Below are 24,000 nucleotides of genomic sequence, written 5' to 3'. Positions count from 1 at the left end.
CCACCTCAGAAGATTACCCGTTGCTGGGGTACTTGAATTCCGGCGCCGACTTCAACTGGTCGGCCGTCGTGTCCATGGTCGCGGTCCACTTGTTGGCCGCATGATCGAACTTCAGATTGATTGCCGAAGGCCGCACTGCAACGTAGTGGTCGCCAAGGCCCAGGAACCCTCCCACCGAGAGGACATAGCCGTCGATGCCGTTCTCGTTCAGCGCGACGTCCTTGATCGTGCCAATGTCCTGTTTGGCGTTGTTGTACACTTGCAGACCCATCAACTGCGAGCTCAGGCCGTCCTTCGGCGGCACCGACGTGAAGGCTCCGCCCGGGCGGTCCGAAGTTGCGTTAGCGCTGTTGCTGGATGAGTTTGAATTCGAAGACGACTTCTGCGCGTTAGCGCCGACCGTTTTCACCTCGGCAAACGTATTTGGACCAACGAACATTGTCACCGGATTTCCTGATCGATCCCTGGCCTCCACCAGGAACGACTGCGGCCGTACCTTGACGTTGGTGAAACCTGCCTGTTGCAGGTCGTTGACCATCTGTTGCCGAGTGCTCGCCTGACCAGGGTCGGACTGGACCGCGTCTACCTTGTTGCCCCCCTTGTTTGCCATGCTGTTTTCAGTGCGTTGGTCAGCCGACTGATTGCGGCTCGAGTTCTGCACGGCGCTATGGTCCACGGGGCCGGTAGCTTGCGGAGCGCTTTGCGCCATCGCAAGCGATGATGCGCCGACAAGAGCTGCCGCCGCCAGGAATGAGGTCGCTTTCATGTATGGTTCTCCTTGCTCGAGTTCAAAAGTTGATGGCGTTCGTAATGGCCCGCGCCGGCAGAACGCCGTCTTGCTCAGGGGCATGGATGCCGGATGCCGTCGTATCCCATGTAGGTCCCGGAGCTCGGGTCGTACGACTTGTATCGCTGGGAGCAGTAGGCGTTGTTCTCGGCAGCTTGCGCCCGGCTGTTGGCGACGGCGCTTCCAATCGCCGCACCTGCCACGAAGCCACCTAACGCTGGACCCCAGCCGCGGCTATATCGGTGCCGGTATCCGTCACGCCAGTGATGACGATGCCAACCGTGGTGGCGGCCATGCCTCCATTGAACTTCCACCAGGCTTGCGTGGTTCTTGGCCATCCCGCTCGCAGCCAACATCGGTGCGGCTTGCGCAGTAGTTCCGACCGGAATCGCGAGCGCCAATACGGCGACGGCAACGTACCATCTGTTTGCTTTCATAAACTCATCTCCGCGGCTTTCGTTACCTGAAGAAAATGCGCGAGCTGCGGTGCCGTTGCAGAGACAGTTGGTACATATGTGTACCCCCGCCGGGAGCACCTGCTTCCTGCAGCAGCAAGGCTCCGGTCAAAGCACCACTGGCCCCGTGCGGCAGCGGACCAACTTATGCGGTCTGCAATCCGGCTCCGGGTTGATCACCGCGGCATCATCCATACGATAGGCGAAGACTCGTAGGGCTTGCCGCAAGGTCATTGGAGTCCCAATGCGAATAGTCATAATCGAAGACGAATACTTCATCGCCGACGATCTCGCGGTGGAGATCCGGCGCAGCGGTCATCAACCAATCGGCCCGTTTGCAGAGCTAAGCCCAGCTTTCCATGCAGCTGCGAGCGCAGCTATCGATGCGGCGCTTCTTGACGTCGACCTGCACGGGCGGGCCTCGTTCGAATTCGCAGATCTCCTCTTGAACAGAAGCATCCCCTTCCTGATCTACACGGGATACAGCCGCGAAGTCATACCCAGCCGATTTGCCCGGTACGTGGTTGAAAAGCCGATTCCAATTCGTGACGTGGTTGATCGCTTGTGTTGGCATGCGCTTGTGCACGGCTTGCCGCGGGACTGGTATGGCGTTGGTCCGTAATTGCCGCGACAGGGGCCCATAGCGTTGTGGCTTGGCGTCTGACGTAGCGCGTACGCAGGCGCGCCGACCTTCTGCCGGGCATAAAACGTTCTGATCGGAACGCCGAATGCCCAGAACGATTGTCGCTAGGCAAGCCCGGGAGCACCTTCGAAGTGGGTGTGCTTCCGAACCGGACTTGTGCATACCTCGACTGTAAAGAGGGCCGTAGGAGCTTGGCATGCTGAAGTGGGCGTTGATCTTCTTTGTGATATCGATCGTAGCCGGATTGCTCGGGTTCAGCGGAATCGCCGCTGGTGCATCCACCATCGCCAAGTGGCTGTTTTTCGCGGCCGTTGCGATTTTTCTGGTGTTCGTGCTCCTCGCCTTCTTTGCGGGGGAGGTGATTCTTTAGCGCTGATCAACGGGCGCTCGGCACGTCCAGCAATCGCGAGGGTCTGCTCCGAAGGCGTCCCACTTAGATCTTGGAGAGGCGCCGGGGCGATGGCCGGCGGCGCCTCCGATCTGTCAACACGCAACTACTTTGGAGTTCCAACGGTTGCCGCTGTTGAGCTCATCTCGGCTTTGCACTTCAAGAAAAAAAGTATGCAAGGGCCAGCACGAGGTAAACTCCAATGAGCAGTACGCCCTCGAACCAGGTGGTCTCGGCGTCTCTGGTGATGGCATTCACGATGAACGCAGTGCCGGCGATTGAAAAGAGGTCGACGGGATTTTGGAAGACAAGGGTCATCGGCTTGCCGATCACCCTGGAGAAAATGACGAGAAGCGGAGCAACAACCAGCGCAATCTGAATGGCGGATCCAATGCAGAGCGTCATCACGAGTCCCATCCTGTCGCGCCGAGCGAACCAAACAGCCGCAAAAATGTCCGAGCTGGTGCCCACAAGAGCAAGCACGACGACGCCAAGAAAGAGTGGTGTCACACCCGTTGATTTGGCCGCTTCCGTCAGAGCGCCGGACACAAATTCGCTCTGCAGGGCCGCCGCGCCGGTGCACGCCAGTAACACGATCAGGCATGTGGTTGCCGACCACGCCGATTTAGCCGAAGCCTCCTCATTGGTCGCGAAGACATTCCGGTGGGTAACGAGGGTGAAGACAAGATTTCCGGAGTAGAGAATTAGCAGCACCACGGACACAGCCAGGCTAAGTAGCTCATCGGAGGCATTCACGTTATTGACATGACGGATGCTGCGACCCGTGTAGTCGAACACTGCCGGCAGAATGAGAGCGATCACCGACAGAACGAGCATGCTCGACAACAACCCAGCGCGCGCCTGGGTGAAGCTTTGGCGCTCGCGATTGAACCCGCCGGCGACGATGGCCAGACCCAACCCCAGCAAGCAGGTCGCCGCTATGGACCCGGTGATCTGGGCATGGACCACCTCGACATGGCCGCGCGCGAGAACAAATAGCGCAAGAATGAGCTCGGCCAAGCTTCCAAGACTGACGGTCAGGAGACCGCCTATGGCAGGACCGGTGTGGGAGGATAGCTGGTCGGTTGCTACGCGAATCCATTCAGCGAGTACAGCTATTGCGAGAACGCCGGATCCGAATATCCAGATCGGAGAAAGGTGAAAAACATACTCGCCCATCGGGGTGAGCAGAACGAACACCAGCGGCGCAACGCGCGCGATGGTACCGTACTGCCCAAAGATAGTCGTTGCTCTGGAGACGTTGGACTTCGGCAAGCTGGCGACTGGCTCCTGGCGATCCCGCAAGGCTCGCTACTTCGATTTTAGCGGGCACATCGGGCCATTCCGCCGCCGACGGAGCGTGGCTTCTGCACCCACAAAGCTCTTCGCATTTCGATTCCCGGGCAGCTCGTGACGACTAACGAGGTAAGATACGCAGCGTTCGCTGCGCCGGCCCGAACTCGGTACGCAACCGGACAAGGCAAACGCATTGCGACGCCCAAGCCCTCATTTCTTCGCGCCATCAATCATGAGTTGCTTGCTTGTCGAGCATTGGCTGCATTGAGAGAGTTCTCATGTGCAGATAAAATCACGCGAGAGCAGTTGCAGGACAATTGCTCGAGTTGCGATTGATCCAGAATCTCGACTTGAGCGCGGCCTTGCTTGATGATGCCTCGCGCTTCCATTTCGCCCATTGTCGACGTGATACCTGCGCGCCGAACCCCAAGGGCCTGTGCAATGCATCGATGCGTGAGCGGGATTTCGCGGGAGAACAATTTATCCTCTGCAACGAGAAGCCACCGAGCCAGTCGTTGCTGCAGACTGTGACGCGAGTTACATGCAGCGAGCTGCGAGCTTTGGATCAGGGTGGCCTGCACGTACCGCAGCAACAGCTTCTGGATCTCGACATCGCCCCTCACCAGCTCAATCAAAGCATCAGCCTCGATGCGCAAGGCTCTACCGGGAACCTGAACCATGCAACGGTGAGGGGAAACGCGCATGCCAAGGATCAGGGGAATGCCGATGAAATCCTTTGCTCCGACAGTCTGTATCTCGACCGGGAGGCAGTCTCCGGCTCTGGCCGTCAGCGAGGCCGCGCCATTTTCAAGAAAATAAGCATTTTGCAACAGCACATTACGTTCCTGCAACATTTGTCTCGGCCGCAGCGTTACTTCGTCGCAGAGTTCGACTAGCCGGCTGCGTGATGAGTGTGGAAGGCGGCGCACCAGATCGTTCGTGGCGTGGTTCGCGTGCGGCGCTTGATCGCGCTCTCGTGACGGCGCGAGAGATGGTGTCCGACCGTGCGTTGGCAGGACGTTTTCGAGTTCGTTGCTCAGCATTTCGCGGCTCCTTGGAACGGCTATCCACCAAGATGTGGGGCGTGCGCCTGCCTCCTCACAGTCGGGCTGAAGGTGAAGACTCGTCAGGAGAAACCTGACCTGGTCCTCAAGGCCTGGATCGTGAGCTTGCCTCTGATCGCGAGCAATTAATGAAGTACGTCGGCCTAGGCATGTAATAGCCTTGCCTGAATGTGCACGCGTGGATCTGCGGTGCGTTTCCCAAGGGCGGGCCGGGTACCCGATTGGTCGCTGCACTTTCTTCTTGGCACGGCAGCGGACCATTCGCTTGACGGGCGGCCAGAACTTCGCACATCGGAAACGATTATACGATCAATCATGACGTTGGCACGAAGGATCGCAGGAGCACTGTATGGGCCTAAAGAGCAGGATCACCCTTGCAATTGTCGCAGGTACAATCTCGACCTCCGTGCTGTTGGGTCCCGCATGGGCAGAGACGGCGACGCAGGCTACGACGGAACAGTCGGCGCAGTCACAGCAGTTCGTCAACACGGTCTATAATGGATACCGTGCGTCGCGACTGCTTGGGAGCGCGGTGTTCTCGCTGAAAGGTGAGTATTTGGGAGCCGTCCGGAACGTGACCTTGGCAGACGACGGGCAGATTGATTCTTTGCTCGTCGAAGGCTTCAGAACGAAGGATGAGCCGGAGTTCATCTCCCGGATTCCCTTCAACCGGGTGCTGCGCCCGCTTCATGAAGGAGCTATCGTGGCCAACTTTTCCGATTTGAGGTCGCGAGAATACGGCCTCTTCGTTGACCCTGATGAGGCGCAAGCAGAGCCGCACGAATTCTCGGTCTCCAAGGTCATCGGAGACTATGCGCGGCTGCAGGCAGGACAAGGCTATGGCTATGTCTCCGATCTCGTTTTCGACAGCGGGGGAAAGCTCGCGGCCGTTGTGATATCCCGCGAGGCGTCCGTTGGCGGAGGGACGTATGCCTTTCCGTACCCGGGTCAAACGGGGCGGTGGAGCCCGAAGCTAAGCTATTATGGTCTGCCTTACGTAACGGCAGAGCAAGCAAACAAAGCCGGACTGCGGCTCGATATGAAAGAGTTTCAGAACTCGTGAACAACCAACGTCCGCCTAATGGTCCGCGGCGGTGTGCCTCATGAGAGAGGCGCGCGGCTTCACGAGCGAACCGGTGCAGTCACGCCTTTGAGCGCAGCGAAAGTTCTCCTCTCCGAAGCTTGCGTTCGAACGTGGCTGCATCGGAGCGCTTTGCTCCCGTGCGTCAGATGCGTGCGAGAACATCAGCGAAGGTCAATGCGAACATCGCGATCACGAAAACAAGCCCCGAGATCGCCGCGATCCGGACCAGCGGCTTCGCTGAGGCGAGTTCCATGAAGAGCAAGACGACGAGGGTCGATTTCACCCCCGCAATGATGATGCCGCTGGCTGTTGTCATTCGGCCCATGGGAACATAGGCGGCGACGAGGCTGAGCACGAGGAGTGCGAGGAGCGCTGCCCAGATCAAGAGGTTCCTCGCCCATAGGCGGCGCACAATACCACCTGATTCGCCCGGCCTGCTCATGATGCGCGCCCCGGCAAATAGATCAGCGGATAGAGGAAGATCCATACGATATCGACTAGATGCCAGTAGAGGGCTGTGACCTCGATTTCGGGATTGTCTTTGGCCGGAAGTTGGCGCCGGAGCAGCACCCAGAACAAGCGGCTCACGAGAGCAATCCCGATGGAAAGGTGGATCGCGTGGACGCCCGTGACCAGCCAATAAAATCCGTAAAACAGCTGCGCTCCGGGCTGAGACAATGCAAACCCGGCTCCCGGCACGAGCTGCTTGTCAATGTCCTCCTTGTACTCGAAGCCCTTGATGACGATGAACGCGAGCCCGAGCATCGCGGTGAGCATGAGGCACGCGAGGACGAGCCGCCGCAGTGGTGCAGACGCTTCGGACGCTTGCGAAGCTATCGCCATAGTGAGGCTGCTCGTCAACAGCACGGCGGTGTTAAGTGTGCCGTACCAGATATTTGTCTCCCTCCCGGCTACAGCGAACGCCTCCGGATGCTCGACTCGACAAACCGTGTAGGTCAGCATCAAGGCTCCAAAGAACAGCGTTTCGCTGGCGAGGAAGACCCAGATGCCGAACTTACCTGCCTCGCGCTGCCGGCCGAAATTCGACCAGGGTTCTCTCAGCAGTGCGCTTTCGTCGCTCATCGCGTTTCTCTTGCGTTTTGCATTTCGGGAGGATCGGTTCCGGCCGACATACCTTCGGCGTGGTAATCATAGGGTCCGCGATCTACGCGGGGCTGCCTGTCAAAATTCTTCGGGGGAGGCGGAGAACCCGTGGTCCACTCCAGGCCTGTCGCGCCCCAAGGATTCTTCGCGGCGTTTCCGCCGTAGAACAGGGACCAGGTGAGATATCCCAGAGGCAACAAGTAGGCGATGGCGAGGACCGCTGCTCCGGCAGACGACATGACATTGTAGATCTGAAACTCCGCCGGATAAGTATGATAGCGGCGCGGCATGCCGAGGTACCCGGCAAAGAATTGCGGCAGGAATGTCATGTTGAATCCGGCATACATCAGGATGGCCGCGAACTTTGCCCAGCTCTCCGGATAGAGCTTCCCCGTGACCTTGGGCCACCAGAAGTGAAGCCCGGCGAAGAAGGCGGATACCGAGCCGCCCACCATGATGTAGTGGAAGTGCGCGACGACGAAGTAGGTGTCGGTGACATGGATGTCCACCGGGATCGAGGCGAGGAACAGCCCGGAGAGCCCGCCGGTCGTAAACAGACCGACGAAGCCAAGCGCATACAGCATCGGCGATTCGAAGCTGATCTGACCGCGATACAGCGAAGCGGTCCAGTTGAAAACTTTGATTGCCGACGGCACGGCGATGATGAAGGACAGGAAGGAGAACACCAGGCTGGCCAGGGCCGACTGACCGGAGACGAACATGTGGTGGCCCCAGACGAAGAACCCGACGCCCGCAATCGCAAGCATCGCATAGACCATGAAGTCGTATCCGAAAATCCGCCGCCTCGCGAAGCATGGGATGATTTCGGACACGACGCCCATTGCCGGCAGCACCATGATGTAAACCGCCGGGTGCGAGTAGAACCAGAACAGGTGCTGGAACAGGATCGGATCGCCGCCGCGAGCCGGATCGAATATCGGCAAGCCCAGCACGCGCTCCGCGATCACGAGCAGGAGCGAGATGGCGAGCACCGGGGTGGCAAGCACCATGATCAGCGACGTCGCGTAGATCGCCCAGACGAACAGCGGCAGCCGGAACCAGGTCATGCCGGGAGCGCGCAGCATGTGGGTGGTCGCGATGAAGTTCACGCCGGTGGCGATGCTGGCGAAGCCGACGACGAACACGCCGGCGGCGGCCGCGAAGACGTGGGTGTTGGAGAACATCGACGAATAAGGCGTATAGAACGTCCAGCCGGTGTCGACGCCACCGGCGACAAGGGCATAAACGGTGAAAGCGCCGGCAGCGACGGTCAAATACCAGCTGAAGAGGTTGAGGCGCGGAAAGGCGACGTCAGGCGCCCCGATCATCAGCGGCAGCAGGAAATTGCCGAACGTATTCGGGATCGACGGCACCAGGAAGAACCAGACCATGATGATCCCGTGGAACGAGAACAGCTTGTTGTAGGTGTCCGACGTCAACAGCCATCCGTTCGGCTGGAACAGCTCGAGCCGAACAGCGGTGATTGCGGCGCCTCCCAGAAAAAAGAAGAACGTGATGGTGATCGCGTAAAGGATTGCAATGCGCTTGTGGTCTGTCGTGGCAAGCCAGGACGAGATCGTCGAGCCGTGGCGCAGATAGTCGGGGCGCGGCGGCAGCGGCAGCTCTCCGGCGAGCAGGGCGTCAGTCATTTTGCTGCTCCTCCCTGAGCGAGCGGATATAGGCGGTCAGGCTCTGGATCTCTCCGTCGTCGAGCAGCCCTTTGAAGCTCGGCATGATCGGCTCGAACCCGGCCACGACGTCGCGTTTCGGCTGCAGGATCGAATCGCGGATGTAGGCATCGTCCGCGGAAACGGTGCGTCCATCCGCCAGCTGCACGGCGCGGCCGTAAAGACCCGCCAGGCGCGGCGCGTGGACGTTCGAGGAGCCGGCATGGCAGCCCGAGCATCCCCGCGATACGAACAGCCTGGCGCCCTCATGAGCAAGGTCGTCGCCCTCCGGCTGCTGCACCAGCCATTTGGCATAGTCATCCTGCCGCATGACCACGATCTTGCCGCGCATCATGGAATGGTTGGTGCCGCAATATTCAGCGCAGAGCAGTGGAAAGGTGCCGGTTTTGCTGGCCTGGAACCAGAGATCGGTGTCCCGTCCGGGCAGCACGTCCTTCTTGACCCGGAACGCGGGGACGAAGAAGGAATGGATCACGTCCTGCGAGCTCATCAGGAGATGGACTGGTTTATCCAGCGGCACGTGCAGGGCATTGATCTCACGCGCGCCGTTTGAATGCTGCGTCTTCCACATCCACTGCTTGGCGACGACGTGAATTTCAAGTGCTCCCGTGGGCGCGGCAAGGCTGCTGAGGTCAGCAGAAGATGCCCACCAGAATAGGAAGGCGAACGTCAGCAACGTCGCGACGGTCCAGCCGATTTCGAACTCGCGGCTGAGAATCTCAGGCATCGGGCCGCGCTTGGCAGCTGATCCGCGGCGGTACCGGACAGCAAACAGCAGGATGAGGCCGAACACGAGGACCACGGTCGCGCCGGACAGGACGAGCAACAGATAGAAGATGTGGTCCACCGTGACGGCGTGCGTGCTCGCTTCCGGCAGCCTGAACAGCGAGTTCATGCCGACGCTCCGCGACCTCTGCTGCGGACCAGCATCAGTCCGATGAAGGCGGCCATGATGGCAACCGTGGAGGCCCCGACAATCTGCAGAATGACGGTGATCCTGCCGGTGTAGATGCCGTGCACCGCGTCAAATCCGTAGCAGAGCAGCGCGACGCGGCCGGAAAGTCCGCCGATCCGACCGTCACCGGCTTCCAACAGAGCGAGGCGAATATCAACGGGCTGCAGCGCGAGGCTGGACAGCGCGCGGACGACCCGTCCGTCGGGCGCGAGCGTGACGAAGGCTGCCGGATGCGCAATCGCGTCATGCTTGTCGTCGATTTCGGTATGGTAGCCGATTGCACCGAGCAGCGCGGCAACGGTCTCCTTCGGTCCTGACAGGACCGATGTTCCCGCGCCCCCGATCTGCCCCTGGGTAAAGCGGCGGGCGTCGTCAATGGTGTCGCGCGGATCGATTCCGACAACGACAAGGCTGTAGTCGCGTCCTGCGACAAGCCCGGTTTGCTGCAGCGCTGAGCTTGCGATTGTCAGCGCCGGCCCGCAAATCTGCCTGCAGGTGAAGTCCGCTGGAAGGAGCAGGGTCGGACGTCCGTCGATCGCATCGCGAAGGGTGACGGTGTGGCCGCCGACTGCGCTGAACTGCAGCGATAACGGAACGCGCGCGCCCTGAGGAGGATCGAAGCCGACGCGCCCGATCTGCTGCTCGGTCAAACCGGCATGCGCGAGCCCCGGCCAGAGCGCAAGCGCCAACACAACGATGGCCTGCCTCATGGATTGCCCCCACTTGCACCGGGCGGAGGGGCAGGCGTAGGTTGAAGGGCGTCATAAGCTTGATCGCCCCGTCCGGCGACGAGCTGCATCGCCTCATCGATCGGGATGCTGGCGATGTTGTGGTCGCGATCGACCCAGGCATAAGCGGTGAGCCTGGCACGCTGCGCGGCCTCGAACCGGGTCAGGTCGGCCTCCGGAAAGGTCTGGAGCTCGGGCGAGGGAAACCGGCGCTCTGCGCGCGGGGTGAATGCGCCCGGCGCTTGCGTATTCAGGAACAGCAGCATTCCCGCAATCGCGGCACCCACGAAGAGCAGGAAGCTACCCACGACGACGAGAACGGCACGGTTGTGAATGCCGGCCGGTTGCGGAAGCGCGCGGCTGCCCATCTCCTCATTCGGCATGGCGCACCTCCGCGGATGCGATGCCCTGCCCAAAGAGGACAGAACCTATCGTCAAGGTAAGGAGAGCGCCCAGAGCCGTGAGTGCAACAGGAGCTTGCGCCGAAAATGCGGGCACTAGCAGCCAAGCGAAATGCATGACGGTCCCGAAGAGCAGCAAAAGGCCGACGATGCGCAAGCCTGCAGGGCTGACGCGCACGCCCTCGAACAGCAACAACGCGAATGGAAGAACGGCTCCGGTGACGAATGTCACGAACAGAATGCCCGTCCATGCGTCCGTGCTGCGCCTCAGGAACCACTCGGCCTTGTGAGGCAGATCGCCGTACCAGGCCACCACATATGTCATGTATTCGAGGTAGACGACTCCCAGCAGCGTTGCGATCAAAAGGCCGCCGATATCGCTCAGCGCTTTGCCATCGGCATTCGACGTTGCAAGCACGGCGACAACGGCCAGCGCGGCGAGCAGCTGCTGTATCGTTATCATGGAGGCGAAGGCGGTGGAGACGTAATGCGGTTCGACGGAGAGGAACCAATCGACCGCAACCATGCTGATGGTGAAGCCGAAGAACGCAAGTCCCAGCCCGGCCAGTAGCCGCCCACCCAGTCCGAGAGCGAAAGTCACTCCGAGCACGGACCATCCGATCAATGCAATCACGGCACGCAGGACAAACCATGGCTGGTCGAGGTACCAGCGCGCGATGTCGGGCTTGATCTGGCTGGCGCCCGCGGCCCAGGGGTAGATGTCAGTCAGTCCGGCGAGAACGGGGATGAAGGCGATGGCGACGAGGGGCACCATGACTGCCAGGGGTCGCAGCACCGGTCCGGCCGCAAAGCCCCAGCGGCCGCCGGTCAAGCGATGAATCAGCAGGAGCGTCATGCTGCCGATGGGTGCGCAGCTCCAGATCGCAAATCCCAAGAGCCAGCCCTGGAGCAGGCTCGGATAAGGGCGGAGTCTCCCGGCCGCGAGCATGAGGCCAGATGCGAGCAAGATCAACACGAGGCCCGCTGCGGTTCGCGGCGTCCCGATTGCTCTAAGGGCAGGGCTGCGGAGCACGGCGGTCACGGTAGCTTGCTCCTCAGCTCCGGGAAGTCGGCGACGTCGGTTCGTTGCGACTGCTGCAGCGCGCGGATATAGGCGATGATGGCCCAGCGGTCGCGCGGCTCGACGCGCGCAGCGTAGGAATACATCACGCCGTAGCCATGGGTGATCACGTCGAAAAAGTGCTGAGCATCGGCCGAGCGGAGGCGCGCGGAATGGTAGGAGGGGGGTGCGGGAAAGCCACGCTGCACGATCATGCCATCGCCGTGGCCGGAGAAGCCATGACACGGGGAGCAATATATGTTGTAGCGCTCGCGGCCGCGGGCCAGCAGCGCCATGTCGACCGCGGGCGGCTTGGTGATCTGCTGCAAACGGTCGAGATCGCCCTGTGCAACGACCCCTTGCGGTAAGGCCTGGGCTTCGGTGCCATCCTTGAACAGCCCAGCCTTCGAGAACGTCCCATAGCGATACTGCTGAGACATGGAATGATCGCCACAGCCGGCGAGCGCCGATGATAGCAACAACAGCCATGGCAGCGCGCGGGCGGTCATGGCGTGCTCAGCTCCGTGACCGCCACGGCGCCGGCGTCGCGGAGGACTGTCCTCAGCTCATTCGGGTCGCCGTCAGAAGCGGCCAGCAGGAAGTAGCGGTCCTGCGTTGCGCGTTCGAAGCCCGGAATCTCGAACATTGCATCGTGCAGACGAGGCAGGCGGCACGACCAAAGAAAGGTGATGACGCCGGCGAGCGCCGCCGCGAGGATACCGACCTCAAACGGCACCAGCAGGAACACCTGCCAGGAGTTCAGTGGCCGGCCGCCGCTGTTGATGGGATAGTCGATCACGGCGCTGTACCATTGCAGTGCGAAGGCGAATGCTGCAGTTCCGAGGCCGCCGGCGAGCATCGCGCCGCGAATTGCGGATCGGTCCTGCCCAAGCTGTTCGGCGAGCCCATCGATCGGATACGGGGTGAATGCTTCGAGTGCGGCGTGTCCCGCGGTACGCACGCGCTGCAGGGCCGCCTTCAGCGCTTCACCGTCGAGGAATTCCGCCACAAGCTTGGCCGTCATGCCGCGGCCTCCTGATGGGCGAGCTCGCGCACGTCGAACATTGATATGCTCGGGACGAGCCTCACCAAGATCAGGAACAGGAAGGCGAAAAGGCCGAGCGGCGTGACAAGAAAGCTCCAGTCCCAGAACGTGAAGTGAAACGTCCGCCACAGGGATGGCATGTACCCGTGTGAAAGCGTGTTCCAGACGATGAGAATGCGCTCGAGCCACATGCCTATGTTGATCGCAATGGCTACAGGAACCAGAATGAACAGCGACCGTCGCGCAAAGGGCCACCACAGCAACTGCGGGATGAGGCAGTTGCAGGCCAGCAAGGCCCAGTACAGCGGCGCGTAAGTTCCAGTGAACTCGAATCGTACCACCTCACGGTCGGCATGCTCGCCGCCGTACCAGCCCATGAACCATTCCGTCGCATAAGAATAGAACATGACGATGGAGGCCATCAGCAGGATGCGGGCCATCACGTCGAAGTGGCGGCGGGTGATAATAGCCTGAAGGCTGAGGCCGCAGCGGATCGCCGCCGCCAGCACCACGACCATCGCGAATCCGGAGTACATTGCGCCGACGACGAAGTAGGGTGGGAAGATGCTCTCCTGCCAACCGGGCATCAGGCTCGCCGCGAAGTCGAGACCGACGATCGAGTGCACCGAGCAGACCAAAGGCACGCCGAGGGCGGCCATCGTGGTATGCAGTGTCTGCATCCGCGACCACTCACGCGACGAGCCGCGCCATCCCAGCGCAAATGCGCCGTAGAGCAGTTGGCCGGCACGGCGGGGCGTGCGGTCGCGCATGGTCGCAAGGTCGGGGATCAGGCTGACATACCAGAACAGAATGGAGAACAGCAGGTAGCTGACGATGGCCCAGAAGTCCCACACCAGGGCACTGCGCCATTGCGGCCAAAGCGCCATGGTGTTCGGATATGGGGCGAGCCAATAGGCGTAGATTGGTCGACCGAGGTGAACGATGGGCATCAGCCCGGCGATCGCGACCGCAAGCAGCGTCATGGCTTCCGCGAAGCGATTGATCGAGGCGCGCCATCTTTGTCGAGTCAACAGCAGCATCGCCGAAATCAACGTGCCGGCATTGCCGATTCCGATCCACCAGACATAGTTGGCGATCGCGACCCCCCAGACGATGGTGGAGTTGATGCCCCATATGCCGATGCCCTCGTAGAACAGCCAGGCGATTGCAACGAACAGCCAGAGCACGAACGGCAGGGTGATTAGCAGGGCCAGCCACCATGCTTTCCCGAACCCGGTGAAGAGCGGATCAGTTACGGCCTGGGTGACTGCGGCGTCTCCTGCCCGCGCTGCCGAGATCCAGCGGTGCGCCGGGGGATGCTGGGGAAGAAGAACTTCGCTCATGTCCGCCTCTCCGGCTCCGAAGGTGCGGGATTGCGCACGTCGGCAAGATAGGTGGTGCGCGGCCGCGTGCCGAGGTGACCGAGCAAGGCATAGTGGCGCGGGTCGGCTTTCCTGTGGTTGATCTCTGCGTCAGCCTGGTTCAGGTCTCCGAAGCTGATGGCGCGGGTCGGGCATGCGTTCTGACAGGCTGTCTGCACCTCGTGTGGACCGAGCGGCCGGTTCTCGCGTTCCGAGGCGCGACGTGCGCCGCTGATACGCTGGACACAGTAGGTGCATTTTTCCATGACGCCGCGGGCACGTACGGTCACCTCCGGGTTCTTCTGGCCGCGATAGGATTCCGCGCCGAGATTGCCGTATTCCTCACCGTCGGCATAACCGAAGAAGTTGAAGCGCCGAACCTTGTAAGGGCAGTTCGCCTCGCAGAAGCGGGTGCCGATGCAGCGATTATAGACCTGCGCGTTGAGGCCCTCACTGTCGTGAACGGATGCGGCGACAGGACAGACAGGCTCGCACGGGGCGTGCTCGCAATGCATGCACGGCACGGGCTGAAAGCCGAGTTGCGGGCTATCCGGCGCGCCATGATCATAGGCATCGACGCGCATCCAGTGCATGTCGCGTCCCATGGCCACCTGCTCCGGCCCCACCACGGGAATGCTGTTCTCGGCCTGGCAAGAGAGCACGCAGGCATTGCAACCGATACAAACCGATGTGTCGATCACCATCGCCCAGGCATGGCCGTCGCCCGACTTCACGGCCGGGGGCATTAGGCTTGGAGGATCGGGATTTGCCGACGGGGGCGGGGATTGCCCGAGCCGGTATTGTGGATAGAGCTCGCGGACGTCCTCTGGCGTGCGAACGACGTTCTGCGTCGTGAGAATCGGCTCCCGGCGTCCTGTCCGCTTGATCGCAACTTGCGGAAGGCGCCAACTATTATCGGAGGTTCGGATCGTGTAGGCACTGGCGCCGACGCCGTTGCCGATCGCGCCGGCCTTTTGCCGCCCCCCACCAAGCGCGAGCGCGCCGACGCCCATGGCCATCCCGGGGTCAGTCAGCACGGGCACCTCGATCGATCGGCCGTTCGCGGCGACCGTAACGACGTCCCCGGATGTGAGACCGAGGCGGATTGCCTCATCCGGATGCAGCGCCAGCGCATTGCCCCAGACTTGCTTGCTGAGCGGTTTCGGACACTCCTGCAGCCAGGCGTTGTTGGCGTATGAGCCGTCCCACAGGCAAGGATCTGGGCGCAGAACTAGACGGATCTCGTCATCCCACAGATCGTGAGGCTCGGCGTCCGCGAGCGGCGGCAGAAGCGGAGCAGCCGCCGAAACAGCAGTGGCACCGCTTCCTGCAATGAGGCCGTCGTGCAGCACGCGCCGCCACCACGCCTCGAAATCGGCAGAAGCCATGCCTTGCCAGGTCTGCCGCACCAGCTCGTGAGAACTTGCGTCCTCTTCCCCGCTCAGCCAGGCGAGAAGCTCGTGCTCGCTGAAGCTCTCGTAGAGCGGCTTGATCAGAGGCTGGACGATGCTGGCCGTCCCGTCGCTGGCTCGCAGATCCGACCACGTTTCGAGACGATGTCTCTGCGGGACATGCCAGTTCGCGATAGCCGCGGTTTCGTCCGCGTACTCGCCCATATGCAGGCGGAATGTCGCTTTTTGCGCCCGCACCTCGAACTGCAAATCGGCTGGTGCATCATAAGCGGGATTGCCGCCGATCATCACGAGCTGACGCACGCGTCCGGCATCGAGATCGCCTGCGAGCTGTTCGAGCGATCCCGCCTGCTTGCCGGAAGGCGTACGATCAACGGGATCGATGAGCCGAATGGGCGCATTGAGCTTGGTATTGATCCAATGCACCAATGCGTGGACTTCCCTGGACATTGCCGGGCCCGCGATGACGAGCGCCCCACCCTTGTGCGAGTTCAAGTCGACCGTGATCTTCTGAAGCAGCAGGCGCTCGCGCTCCGGAAGTTCGGTTGCGCCGGTCGTCGCGCCGAACTCCCGCGCGAGGATCGCTGCGAACCGCTCGATTGCCTCGGGACGAAGCGCCAGACGTTCGTCCGCCTTTGCTCCGGTGAGCGTGAGTGCGCTCTCAAGACAATAGAGACGCGAGAAGGCATTCGCGTCGCCGCGGCCGGTTGCGTAACCGCGGCCAATCCGAATCTGATCGGGGCCATGCCCGAGCGGATCGGCATCGAGCGCGACGATCACGCGGGCCTTTGCGAAATCGGCAATGCTGCTCACAGGCTGGCCATAAGCGAGCTGCGCGCCTTGTCGCGCGTTCTCGTCGTCCGTTGGATCGTAAGCGTGCCACGATGCGGCCGGGAACGCCTCAAGCAATTCGTCGATCTGGCGCAGCAGAGTCGGGGAGGTGGTGCGCCCGGTCAACAAGCGCAGGCCTTTACCCTGGCTGCTGCGGGCCTCGGAGAGTTCGGTCACCAGCGCTCGGTTCAACGCTTCGCGCGGCGCAATCGCGCCATCGTGCAGGATCGTGCGCGAGCGGTCGGGATCGTAAAGCGAAAGAACGGCTGCTTCAGCGAAAACGTCGGTGGCACCCAGGCTGCCCGGATGACGCGGGTTGCCCTCCACCTTGATCGGCCTGCCGTCGATCGAAGTCACGATCACGCCGCGACCGATCCCCGCCAACGCGAGCGTCGTCGCAAATTTCAGCGGTTCGCCGGGAACGATGCGCTCCGGCATCCTGACATAAGGCAGGATCTGCTCGTCGGGTTTGCTGCAGGCCGCGAGTCCACCGGCCATGCCGGTCGCCAGCAAGCTGAGCGCCTGACGGCGATTGAGCTTGCTGCGCCCGGCAGGATCGGGCCGCGTCGGCAATTCCTTCAGCGGTGGCATATCGTGCAGTCCGTCAAATGACCTGTGTCGATGTGATAGCCTGCGGCAAGCTTGGGCCCGACCTCGGCCTGGTTCTTCGGGGTCTGCCAGTTCGGATCGAAAACCGCCTCGCGAGGACGCAGGTAACGTTCAGGAGAGCGGTGGCAATCGAGACACCATTGCATCGTCAGCGGCGCGGCCTGGCGCATCAGCGGCATGCCTCCGACGTCGCCATGACAGGTGGTGCATCCGACACCTTTTGCGACGTGGACCGAGTGATCGAAATAAACGTAGTCGGGGAGGCGGTGGACGCGCTGCCATGCCAGCGGCTTGTTTTTGGCCAGACTCTCGCGCACCGGCGCCAGCATCTGCGCATTGGTCCAGATTTGGGAGTGGCAGGTCATGCAGGTCTCGGTCGGCGGGATGCCGGCAAAGCGCGCCTTCTCTACAGAGGTGTGGCAGTGGCGGCAGTCGAGACCGAGGCCCGACACGTGATGCTCATGACTGAACGGCACCGACTGATTCCGCGTGATGTTCTGGTTGGTCACGTAAGGGGATCGCATCACCTCATAGGACAACCCAACTGCAAGCACCGGCGCTGCTCCAATTGCCGCGATCATCACCGTCGCAATCGTGTTCGCGCCGGGGCGGAAAAGCTGCATTCATCGGCCCCCCTTCCGCGCCATCGCTCACGCGCGGATTCGGACCGGCACCGATTTAGCGGCCGGCGTCTTCGAATGGATGTCGTGGTGCGACAGCGGGATCAGGGGGTTCATTTCCGGATAGTAGGCCCCGACGCAGCCATCCGGCAGTTTGAACGGGGTCACCTTGAGAGGACCCACCTCGCGCAGGATGCCATCCTCTGCGTCGCTGACGAGGGAAACCATTTGACCTTCCTGAAGTCCGGCGCGTGCGATTTCGTCGGGATTCATCAGCAATACGTCCCGTGTACCCTCAATGCCTCGCATCCGATCGCTGTAGCCGTAGATCGTCGTATTGAACTGGTCGTTGCTGCGCATCGTGAGCAGCCGGAAGCGGCCGGGCGCATCGGAAAAGCCGGTCGAGGTGAGGGTTTCGGGCGCTGTAAACTCTGCCTTGCCGCTCTCGGTCTTCCAAATCCGTTCGCGGGCTGAATTGCCACGATAGAACCCGCCCGGCGTGAACATCCGCGCATTGAAGTCGTGGAATTCGTCCGGATAGGTCTCGGCAATCTCGTCACGGATGAGATCGTAGTTGCCGACCCATTCATCCCATTTCAGTTTGGGATTGGGGTTCAGGGTTGCTTTGGCCAGACCCGCGACGATCGCCACCTCGGATCTCAAGTGCTCGCTGGCGGGCTTGCGCAACCCGATCGAACCCTGGATACAGCTGAACGTATCCTCCATGGTGACGGCCTGCTGGCCGCTCGCCTGCACATCTTCTTCGGTTCGGCCGAGGCACGGCAGCAGATAGGCGGCCTTGCCGTGCACGAGGTGGCTGCGGTTGAGCTTGGTGGCAATCTGGACCGTCAGCTCCAGCCCGCGCCAGGCCGCTTCCATCCTGGACCTTTCGGGAATGGCACGGACGAAATTGCCGCCAAGCCCGATGAACGCCTTGACCTTGCCGGCGAGAACGCCCTCGCAGGTCTCAACGGTGTTCATGCCCTTCTCGCGCGGCGGTTCGAACCCGAACTGCTTGGCGTACTTGTCGAGCGGAACCAGTTCGGGCTTTTCCGAGATGCCCACGGTGCGCTGACCCTGCACGTTCGAATGCCCACGCACGGGCGAGATGCCGGTGCCGTCCCGCCCGATGTTTCCCTTTAGAAGCAGCATGTTGACGAGCATCGCCACGTTTTGGAAGCCGTGTACGTGCTGGGTCAGCCCCATGCCGTAGATACCGATCACGCGGTCTGCCTCGACGTAGACCTGCGCGGCCCCCTCGATGACCGATTGGCTGAGACCAGATGCGCTTTCAATGTCGTCCCAGGACGTCGCCCGGACCTTGGCTTCGAACTCTTCGAAACCATGTGTGTGCTGCTCGACGAAGGGAGCGTCGATCACACGTTTGCCCTCCTGCTTGGCGGCATCGTCCGCCGCGAAGACGTGCTTGCAGATTCCGACAATGACCGCGATGTCGCCACCCACCTTCACTTGATGGTACTGGCTGCTGATTTGTGTGGTCTTGCCGGTCAGCATCTCCGTCGGATTCTGCGGATTGATGAAGACTTCGAGACCCTTCTCGCGGACGGGGTTGAACGTAATGATCTGGACGCCGCGCTTGGCAGCGTCCTGTAGGGGATGCAGAAAGCGCGGACTGTTCGACCCGGTATTCTGGCCGAAAAAGAACATGGCGTCACAGTTGCTGAGATCGTCGAAGACCACAGTCCCCACGCCCGCGCCGATCAGCTTCTTGAGCGCGACGGACGTCGTCTCGTGGCACATGTTGGAGCTGTCTGGCAGGTTGTTGTTGCCATAAACCCGCGCGAACAGGGCATAGAGGTAGGAGGTCTCGAGGCTGGCGCGCCCCGACGAATAGAACACAGCCGATTTCGGATCGAGCGCCTTCAATCGCGAGCCGATGGCATGAAATGCCTCGTCCCAGGAGCACGGCACGTACTTGTCAGTGGTACTGTGATAACGCAGTGGATGTGTCAGGCGCCCCTGCTGCTCGAGGTCATAGTCGCTCCATGACAACAACTCGGTTAGGGTATGCTCGGCAAAGAACTCCGGCGTACAGCGGCGCGACGTTAGCTCCCAGAGCGTTGCCTTGGCGCCGTTCTCGCAGAATTCGAAGGCATGATAATCCGCAGGTTTGGCCCATGAGCAGGAAACGCACATGAAGCCTTTCGGCTTGTTCTGCCGACGAAGGGTGTTCAAGGCCGCGGGCGAATCCCACTCCTTGCCGAAGATCCGCGCTATTCCTTTCAGGGACCCCCATCCGCCAGCTGGGCCGTCGTATTCAACCGTGTCGGGAGTGTGGTCACCAGCTTTGTTGGGTCGCGCCATGATCTTGCTTCTCTTCGGGAACCGGCCAGCCTGTGCATCGGCAACGTATGTTCCCCGCGCGGGTTCCTGAGCAGCCGCTTCTCGGCGGGACGGCGGCTTGAGCGGCAAGCGCGTGAAAAAACCCAGCACCTGCAAGACCATCGACGGACGGGCGACGCACGCATTCTCCGCTCAGGAAATCTGTGCGCGGTGGCGTACCAAGGGAATGGTTTTGATCGCGCGATGTTGAACAGCGGGAGCGGGCTCCGACAATGGATGATGGCCAGGGAACGCGGCCCAATGGTTGAGGTTGCCAGAAGCCAACCTCGGAGCCGGATATGCAGGATCGTTGTACGCGCGACAAACCAGAGCTGGTGTGGCGCGGGCGTCGCCCGCTTCCATCCTCACGCAAGGTCGCAGAGGAACGGCCGATAGCGCTCACGTACAACGGCTCGACTTACGCGGTGATGATGGCCTCTCCCGTTGACCTCCTGGATTTCGGCGTAGGCTTCAGCTTGAGCGAGGGCATTGTGGAGCATGGCGAAGACATCATCAGCATCGAAGTCGTCGAGCTCGAGCTCGGCTGCGAAGTACGGATCTGGCTCGACGACTCCTATGGTGATCTCCTCGCCAACAGGCGGAGGGCGATGGTCGGGCCGGTCGGCTGCGGCCTGTGCGGAATTGAGAGCTTGGAACAGGCTTGCCCGCGGCCGACGCGCGTAGTCAGTGAAGGCGGGTTTCGCCCGGTCGACATTCTGGAGGCGATGCGCTCCTTGCGACCGCTCCAGCCTCATAACCAGGCGACGGGCGCAATGCACGCTGCGGCCTTCTGGGACGGCCATGACATCCGATTGGTAAGGGAAGATGTCGGACGCCACAATGCGCTGGACAAACTCGCTGGTGCGGCGGCCAGAGCCGGCCTCGAAATGTCACGGGGGGCTGTCCTCATGACCAGTCGGGTCTCCGTCGAACTGGTTCAGAAGACGGCACGAATGGGCGTGCCGTTGCTCATCGCCGTCTCCGCACCGACTTCGCTGGCGATCGAGACCGCTGAGCGTGCCGGCGTGACGCTCGTCGCGGTCGCGCGCGACGATGGCTACGAAATATTTAGCCACGCCGGCCGACTGATCTTTGGAGAGGAGTTGGGTTCCGCTGCGCTGGGCCGGCTCTGACTTGCTTTCCGCAAGACCTTGGCAACCCAGCTCTGTCCCAGAGAACGTCGTGTGCCTTCGTTCGGTCTCGTACCGACATCGCATCACTCAACTGTTTGGGTCGGAACGTCCGAAGCCCTCCAGCGCGTCGGTCCGAGCCGCCCTTCGGTTCGAGGAGAAGGCCTCAAATCAGGATGATGGAACGGAGAATAGGAGTAGTCCTGAAAAAGGAACCGCCGATGCCCCGAGTGCGTACTCTCCGCAGACCCGCGGACCGTTCCGATCGATCCTCGGAGATTGCGGGGAGCGCAGCAATGCAGGACGGCCAGGCGACAGGCCTAGTTCCGACATCAATTGCGCCTGGAGGCCGCGTTGGCCCCTTGGCTGCACGGAACAAGCTGCTGCGTTGCATCCCAAAAACCGAGCTCACAGTACTCCAGTCGATCGGGACGCATGTCGAACTCAAGCCGCGTCAGGTCCTTCATCATTGGCGCTTGCCGATGGAATATGTCTACTTTCTTGGCAGTGGTCTCGTATCGGTCTCAGCCAAGGTCGAGGCCGGGCGCTTCGTGGAGGCTTGGCTGGTGGGCTCCGAGGGAATGATCGGCGCGCCCTGCGTTTTGGCGCCGGAGGATCCGATGCCGCCGCACCGTCGGGTCGTTCAGGTGGGCGGAGCGGCACTACGAATTCCGACGCCGGCTTTTCTCGCCGCGCTTGACGATCTTGGGACCCTCCGTGGAGTGATCCTCTCCTACATCAATCTTGTCTTGTTTCAAACGTCACAGGTGGGAGCCTGCAACTCGCTCCATTCCGTCAAGCAGCGACTTGCCCGCTGGCTTCTGGTCGCGGCAAACGCAATGGACTCTGGAGAACTGCCGATCACGCATGCTGTTTTAGCTCAATTACTCGGGATCCGTCGGGCCAGTGTCAGCGAATGTCTCGAGACGTTCGAACAGGCCGGCATCATCCGCAACACCCGAGCAGCGATAACTCTGGTCGACCGGGCCCAGCTGGAGCATTCCGCCTGTTCGTGCTCTGGATTGATACAGCGCGAGTACGATCGGCAGATCGGCCGTCGCTTGCGTGCGTGAGAATTGAATGTGGAATAGCCAATTCTCCAAGCGCTCCGCCCCGAGATGATCGTGGGAAACCACCAATCTCGATTTGAACGAAGGCGATCTTCACAACGTTTCTTCTCCGAGAAAACGGAGGAGCCATGATACCAATTTGGCTAAGAGATATCGCGCTGGCTTGTCTGGCTGTCGGATTTGTCTGCGCGGTCATCATCGCGATCGACCTCACCCGCCATCCACAGCGTATGTGGATCATGAATGTCGTCTGGCCAGTGAACGGTCTGTTCGGCACCGTACTGACGTTGTGGCTGTACTACCGGTTCGGCCGGCTTGCGGCCCGGGATGCGACTGAGCAGAACAAGCACTCCGACAGCAAGAGGAAGACACCGTTTCCCGTCATGGTCGCGAAAGGTGCCATGCACTGTGGCGCCGGATGTACACTCGGGGACATCATCGCCGAGAGCCTTGCGCTCGCGTTTCCGGTGATTGCGATCTGGGCGGGATGGAAGAGCCTGTTTTCAGAGAAGATGTTCGCGATCTGGGTGGTGGATTACCTATTCGCCTTCGTGCTCGGCGTCGCGTTCCAGTACTTCACGATCAAGCCGATGCGCGACTTGTCGCCAGGCGCGGGCGTTGTTCAGGCCGTGAAGGCAGACACTCTCTCCCTGACCGCCTGGCAAATCGGCATGTACGGCTTCATGTCAGTCGCGCAGTTCGCAATCTTCAGGAATCTGTTCGGGGTGAGGCTCGAGCCGTCGATGCCGGAGTTTTGGTTCATGATGCAGATCGCGATGCTTGCGGGCTTTTTCACGAGCTACCCAGTGAATTGGTGGCTTATAGAGGCCGGCGTGAAAGAACGCATGTAGGGGCAAGAGGGTGCTGCTTTGGCGACCCCGAACACAATTAGCAACTCTCTTCGCTCGCGACGCTTGGACCAAATGGGGCGCCCCGCGCTCAACAGGGAGAAGTATCATGGCGGCGCATGCAGGTGAGACAGCCCAAGAGACTGGAGACTTCAGGTGTGAGCGATGTCATCAGGCCACTCACGTCACAAAAGGACACAAGATTCCGAAATGCCCGCATTGTGGAAGCACGAGCTTCGACACCCGGCGGAACGAGCCGTAGGTGCCAACCTTCACTCGGAAGCAGGACGTCAACACAGCCAATCTTGCACCGTGATCGCCTCTCGAAGTCTTTCGAACGGCTGACGTACGTCCTGCAGAAATTCCGCCATCTAGCGGCTTCTCCAACGAAATATTCGTCGTCGCCCGGCGCGGTTCTCCAATGACTGAATGCGCCGGGCACTTTGCTACACGCGCAGCGCGTCACCACCGATGGTGCGCACGGATCACGCCGTGATGGTGGTGCCGATAGTGCCGCGGCGCCCAGCCGTAGCTATGACGCCAAGGTTGCGCGCGCCGGACCGTATATCCCCACGGTCTCGGCGCGGACCAGCCGTAGCTATAGCGCCAGGGGCGCGGGCCCCAGGCGTATGGCCGCGGTCTCCAACCATAGCCGCCCCAGTAAGGTGTATAGGAGTAAGCCGGATAGTACCCACCATAGCCGTAGGGGTATCTGTAGCCATAGTACGGCGGATATTCCTCATAATACGGGGTCGCAAAGGCTGAGCCGATCAAGGCTCCTGCCAGCAGGCCGGCGCCGATTCCCCAGCCGCCACGCCATCGAACCTGGGTCAGATTATCCTGCACTGCCGACGTGTGCTGCGTGGAGCTCGCGGCTGCCGAGAGCGGTGTCAGAGGCGCAGCCTGGCTACTGCTGACAGGAGAAATTGCGATCAGGCCGGTGAGAGAAAGGGCAAGTGTGAGTCTCCGCATCTGTGGCTCCTGTAATTTCAGAATGCGGTCTCAACATCAGCCTGCAATCTTGGTTTCTCGGGTCAAGGGTTCGGGACACTATGTCGCGCCGATTGCCGGTCAGACA

Annotated in this window: 25 protein-coding genes; 7 read left to right on the top strand and 18 right to left on the bottom strand. The window is 61.2% G+C overall.

Annotated features, from left to right (window positions below):
* Positions 1 to 13: 13 nt before the first annotated feature.
* Positions 14 to 766 (bottom strand): PRC-barrel domain-containing protein, encoded by a 753-nt coding sequence (locus AC0L2F_RS05415; protein WP_473247750.1) that lies wholly within the window; start codon positions 764 to 766, stop codon positions 14 to 16.
* Positions 767 to 840: 74 nt separating this feature from the next.
* Complete coding sequence (locus tag AC0L2F_RS05410) at positions 841 to 1,125, bottom strand: BA14K family protein (RefSeq protein ID WP_338014054.1); 285 nt, start codon at positions 1,123 to 1,125, stop codon at positions 841 to 843.
* Between the two features lie 361 nt (positions 1,126 to 1,486).
* Here AC0L2F_RS05410 and AC0L2F_RS05405 point away from each other — a divergent pair, with 361 nt between their 5' ends.
* Positions 1,487 to 1,864, top strand: coding sequence for a response regulator (locus AC0L2F_RS05405; RefSeq protein WP_473247749.1), 378 nt, complete (start codon positions 1,487 to 1,489; stop codon positions 1,862 to 1,864).
* Positions 1,865 to 2,081: 217 nt separating this feature from the next.
* Positions 2,082 to 2,255 carry a DUF1328 domain-containing protein gene (locus AC0L2F_RS05400; RefSeq protein WP_007607434.1) on the top strand — a complete coding sequence of 58 codons (174 nt, stop codon included), beginning with the start codon at positions 2,082 to 2,084 and terminating at the stop codon, positions 2,253 to 2,255.
* 177 nt (positions 2,256 to 2,432) lie between these two features.
* On the opposite strand, the gene cax is transcribed toward AC0L2F_RS05400, so the two are convergent.
* Both cax and AC0L2F_RS05390 read right to left on the bottom strand, forming a co-directional pair.
* The gene (cax, locus tag AC0L2F_RS05395; RefSeq protein ID WP_473247748.1) at positions 2,433 to 3,548 is read right to left on the bottom strand and encodes a calcium/proton exchanger; all 1,116 of its coding nucleotides are present in this window, start codon (positions 3,546 to 3,548) and stop codon (positions 2,433 to 2,435) included.
* A 251-nt stretch (positions 3,549 to 3,799) separates the two neighbouring features.
* Positions 3,800 to 4,612, bottom strand: coding sequence for a Crp/Fnr family transcriptional regulator (locus tag AC0L2F_RS05390; protein WP_473247747.1), 813 nt, complete (start codon positions 4,610 to 4,612; stop codon positions 3,800 to 3,802).
* A gap of 370 nt (positions 4,613 to 4,982) precedes the next feature.
* Here AC0L2F_RS05390 and AC0L2F_RS05385 point away from each other — a divergent pair, with 370 nt between their 5' ends.
* Entirely contained in the window at positions 4,983 to 5,696 is a 714-nt protein-coding gene (locus tag AC0L2F_RS05385) for a PRC-barrel domain-containing protein (protein WP_473247746.1), read from the top strand.
* A gap of 163 nt (positions 5,697 to 5,859) precedes the next feature.
* Here AC0L2F_RS05385 and AC0L2F_RS05380 read toward each other — a convergent pair whose 3' ends face one another.
* From AC0L2F_RS05380 to AC0L2F_RS05320, 13 genes are read right to left on the bottom strand one after another with little or no spacing between them, the layout of a single operon-like run.
* A complete protein-coding gene (locus AC0L2F_RS05380; RefSeq protein ID WP_473247745.1) occupies positions 5,860 to 6,159 on the bottom strand; it encodes a cytochrome C oxidase subunit IV family protein in 300 nt (99 codons plus the stop codon).
* The gene (locus AC0L2F_RS05375; protein WP_473247744.1) at positions 6,156 to 6,800 is read right to left on the bottom strand and encodes a cytochrome c oxidase subunit 3 family protein; all 645 of its coding nucleotides are present in this window, start codon (positions 6,798 to 6,800) and stop codon (positions 6,156 to 6,158) included. Before AC0L2F_RS05375 ends, AC0L2F_RS05380 begins: the two co-directional genes overlap by 4 nt.
* On the bottom strand, positions 6,797 to 8,470 hold the full coding sequence (locus tag AC0L2F_RS05370; RefSeq protein WP_354161796.1) for a cytochrome c oxidase subunit I: 1,674 nt from the start codon (positions 8,468 to 8,470) through the stop codon (positions 6,797 to 6,799). The genes AC0L2F_RS05375 and AC0L2F_RS05370 overlap by 4 nt, the downstream gene beginning before the upstream one ends.
* Positions 8,463 to 9,404, bottom strand: coding sequence for a cytochrome c oxidase subunit II (gene coxB, locus AC0L2F_RS05365; protein WP_473247743.1), 942 nt, complete (start codon positions 9,402 to 9,404; stop codon positions 8,463 to 8,465). The genes AC0L2F_RS05370 and coxB overlap by 8 nt, the downstream gene beginning before the upstream one ends.
* Positions 9,401 to 10,174, bottom strand: a complete 774-nt coding sequence (locus AC0L2F_RS05360; protein WP_473247742.1) for an SCO family protein — start codon at positions 10,172 to 10,174, stop codon at positions 9,401 to 9,403. The genes coxB and AC0L2F_RS05360 overlap by 4 nt, the downstream gene beginning before the upstream one ends.
* Positions 10,171 to 10,575 (bottom strand): hypothetical protein, encoded by a 405-nt coding sequence (locus tag AC0L2F_RS05355; protein WP_007607455.1) that lies wholly within the window; start codon positions 10,573 to 10,575, stop codon positions 10,171 to 10,173. The genes AC0L2F_RS05360 and AC0L2F_RS05355 overlap by 4 nt, the downstream gene beginning before the upstream one ends.
* Positions 10,565 to 11,635 (bottom strand): hypothetical protein, encoded by a 1,071-nt coding sequence (locus AC0L2F_RS05350; protein WP_473247741.1) that lies wholly within the window; start codon positions 11,633 to 11,635, stop codon positions 10,565 to 10,567. The genes AC0L2F_RS05355 and AC0L2F_RS05350 overlap by 11 nt, the downstream gene beginning before the upstream one ends.
* A complete protein-coding gene (locus tag AC0L2F_RS05345) occupies positions 11,632 to 12,162 on the bottom strand; it encodes a c-type cytochrome (RefSeq protein ID WP_473247740.1) in 531 nt (176 codons plus the stop codon). The genes AC0L2F_RS05350 and AC0L2F_RS05345 overlap by 4 nt, the downstream gene beginning before the upstream one ends.
* A complete protein-coding gene (locus tag AC0L2F_RS05340; RefSeq protein ID WP_473247739.1) occupies positions 12,159 to 12,677 on the bottom strand; it encodes a DUF3341 domain-containing protein in 519 nt (172 codons plus the stop codon). Before AC0L2F_RS05340 ends, AC0L2F_RS05345 begins: the two co-directional genes overlap by 4 nt.
* Positions 12,674 to 14,041 (bottom strand): NrfD/PsrC family molybdoenzyme membrane anchor subunit, encoded by a 1,368-nt coding sequence (nrfD, locus tag AC0L2F_RS05335; RefSeq protein WP_473247738.1) that lies wholly within the window; start codon positions 14,039 to 14,041, stop codon positions 12,674 to 12,676. The genes AC0L2F_RS05340 and nrfD overlap by 4 nt, the downstream gene beginning before the upstream one ends.
* Complete coding sequence (locus AC0L2F_RS05330) at positions 14,038 to 16,893, bottom strand: 4Fe-4S dicluster domain-containing protein (RefSeq protein WP_473247737.1); 2,856 nt, start codon at positions 16,891 to 16,893, stop codon at positions 14,038 to 14,040. Before AC0L2F_RS05330 ends, nrfD begins: the two co-directional genes overlap by 4 nt.
* Positions 16,881 to 17,534 (bottom strand): cytochrome c3 family protein, encoded by a 654-nt coding sequence (locus tag AC0L2F_RS05325; RefSeq protein WP_473247736.1) that lies wholly within the window; start codon positions 17,532 to 17,534, stop codon positions 16,881 to 16,883. Before AC0L2F_RS05325 ends, AC0L2F_RS05330 begins: the two co-directional genes overlap by 13 nt.
* 27 nt (positions 17,535 to 17,561) lie before the next feature.
* Positions 17,562 to 19,856, bottom strand: coding sequence for an FdhF/YdeP family oxidoreductase (locus AC0L2F_RS05320; protein WP_473247807.1), 2,295 nt, complete (start codon positions 19,854 to 19,856; stop codon positions 17,562 to 17,564).
* Positions 19,857 to 20,173: 317 nt separating this feature from the next.
* On the opposite strand from AC0L2F_RS05320, the gene fdhD reads away from it, so the two are divergent.
* From fdhD to AC0L2F_RS05300, 4 genes are all read left to right on the top strand, one after another.
* Positions 20,174 to 21,007: a formate dehydrogenase accessory sulfurtransferase FdhD gene (fdhD, locus tag AC0L2F_RS05315; RefSeq protein ID WP_473247734.1), complete on the top strand. Its 834-nt coding sequence runs from the start codon at positions 20,174 to 20,176 to the stop codon at positions 21,005 to 21,007.
* 293 nt (positions 21,008 to 21,300) lie between these two features.
* On the top strand, positions 21,301 to 22,077 hold the full coding sequence (locus AC0L2F_RS05310) for a Crp/Fnr family transcriptional regulator (protein WP_473247733.1): 777 nt from the start codon (positions 21,301 to 21,303) through the stop codon (positions 22,075 to 22,077).
* A 125-nt stretch (positions 22,078 to 22,202) separates the two neighbouring features.
* Positions 22,203 to 22,925 carry a DUF4396 domain-containing protein gene (locus tag AC0L2F_RS05305; RefSeq protein ID WP_473247732.1) on the top strand — a complete coding sequence of 241 codons (723 nt, stop codon included), beginning with the start codon at positions 22,203 to 22,205 and terminating at the stop codon, positions 22,923 to 22,925.
* A gap of 10 nt (positions 22,926 to 22,935) precedes the next feature.
* Positions 22,936 to 23,184, top strand: coding sequence for a zinc ribbon-containing protein (locus AC0L2F_RS05300; protein WP_473247731.1), 249 nt, complete (start codon positions 22,936 to 22,938; stop codon positions 23,182 to 23,184).
* A gap of 200 nt (positions 23,185 to 23,384) precedes the next feature.
* Here the strand turns inward: AC0L2F_RS05300 and AC0L2F_RS05295 are convergent, their stop codons facing one another.
* A complete protein-coding gene (locus AC0L2F_RS05295; RefSeq protein WP_473247730.1) occupies positions 23,385 to 23,894 on the bottom strand; it encodes a hypothetical protein in 510 nt (169 codons plus the stop codon).
* Positions 23,895 to 24,000 lie beyond the last annotated feature (106 nt).

The organism is Bradyrhizobium sp. Ken64, assembly GCF_055807555.1.
The sequence above is the reverse complement of the archived record's forward strand: the minus strand, read 5'-3'. Positions and strand labels throughout refer to the sequence as shown.

Bases quoted from the DNA above. Each gene is read 5' to 3' on its own strand.
- nrfD (WP_473247738.1), bottom strand. From the start codon at position 14,041: ATGAGCGAAGTTCTTCTTCCCCAGCATCCCCCGGCGCACCGCTGGATC.
- AC0L2F_RS05410 (WP_338014054.1), bottom strand. From the start codon at position 1,125: ATGGCCAAGAACCACGCAAGCCTGGTGGAAGTTCAATGGAGGCATGGC.
- AC0L2F_RS05330 (WP_473247737.1), bottom strand. From the start codon at position 16,893: ATGCCACCGCTGAAGGAATTGCCGACGCGGCCCGATCCTGCCGGGCGC.
- AC0L2F_RS05320 (WP_473247807.1), bottom strand. From the start codon at position 19,856: ATGGCGCGACCCAACAAAGCTGGTGACCACACTCCCGACACGGTTGAA.
- AC0L2F_RS05310 (WP_473247733.1), top strand. From the start codon at position 21,301: ATGCAGGACGGCCAGGCGACAGGCCTAGTTCCGACATCAATTGCGCCT.
- AC0L2F_RS05375 (WP_473247744.1), bottom strand. From the start codon at position 6,800: ATGAGCGACGAAAGCGCACTGCTGAGAGAACCCTGGTCGAATTTCGGC.
- AC0L2F_RS05415 (WP_473247750.1), bottom strand. From the start codon at position 766: ATGAAAGCGACCTCATTCCTGGCGGCGGCAGCTCTTGTCGGCGCATCA.
- AC0L2F_RS05390 (WP_473247747.1), bottom strand. From the start codon at position 4,612: ATGCTGAGCAACGAACTCGAAAACGTCCTGCCAACGCACGGTCGGACA.
- AC0L2F_RS05295 (WP_473247730.1), bottom strand. From the start codon at position 23,894: ATGCGGAGACTCACACTTGCCCTTTCTCTCACCGGCCTGATCGCAATT.
- AC0L2F_RS05370 (WP_354161796.1), bottom strand. From the start codon at position 8,470: ATGACTGACGCCCTGCTCGCCGGAGAGCTGCCGCTGCCGCCGCGCCCC.
- AC0L2F_RS05400 (WP_007607434.1), top strand. From the start codon at position 2,082: ATGCTGAAGTGGGCGTTGATCTTCTTTGTGATATCGATCGTAGCCGGA.
- AC0L2F_RS05305 (WP_473247732.1), top strand. From the start codon at position 22,203: ATGATACCAATTTGGCTAAGAGATATCGCGCTGGCTTGTCTGGCTGTC.
- AC0L2F_RS05385 (WP_473247746.1), top strand. From the start codon at position 4,983: ATGGGCCTAAAGAGCAGGATCACCCTTGCAATTGTCGCAGGTACAATC.
- AC0L2F_RS05340 (WP_473247739.1), bottom strand. From the start codon at position 12,677: ATGACGGCCAAGCTTGTGGCGGAATTCCTCGACGGTGAAGCGCTGAAG.
- AC0L2F_RS05355 (WP_007607455.1), bottom strand. From the start codon at position 10,575: ATGCCGAATGAGGAGATGGGCAGCCGCGCGCTTCCGCAACCGGCCGGC.
- coxB (WP_473247743.1), bottom strand. From the start codon at position 9,404: ATGAACTCGCTGTTCAGGCTGCCGGAAGCGAGCACGCACGCCGTCACG.
- fdhD (WP_473247734.1), top strand. From the start codon at position 20,174: ATGCAGGATCGTTGTACGCGCGACAAACCAGAGCTGGTGTGGCGCGGG.
- AC0L2F_RS05360 (WP_473247742.1), bottom strand. From the start codon at position 10,174: ATGAGGCAGGCCATCGTTGTGTTGGCGCTTGCGCTCTGGCCGGGGCTC.
- AC0L2F_RS05345 (WP_473247740.1), bottom strand. From the start codon at position 12,162: ATGACCGCCCGCGCGCTGCCATGGCTGTTGTTGCTATCATCGGCGCTC.
- AC0L2F_RS05325 (WP_473247736.1), bottom strand. From the start codon at position 17,534: ATGCAGCTTTTCCGCCCCGGCGCGAACACGATTGCGACGGTGATGATC.
- AC0L2F_RS05380 (WP_473247745.1), bottom strand. From the start codon at position 6,159: ATGAGCAGGCCGGGCGAATCAGGTGGTATTGTGCGCCGCCTATGGGCG.
- AC0L2F_RS05405 (WP_473247749.1), top strand. From the start codon at position 1,487: ATGCGAATAGTCATAATCGAAGACGAATACTTCATCGCCGACGATCTC.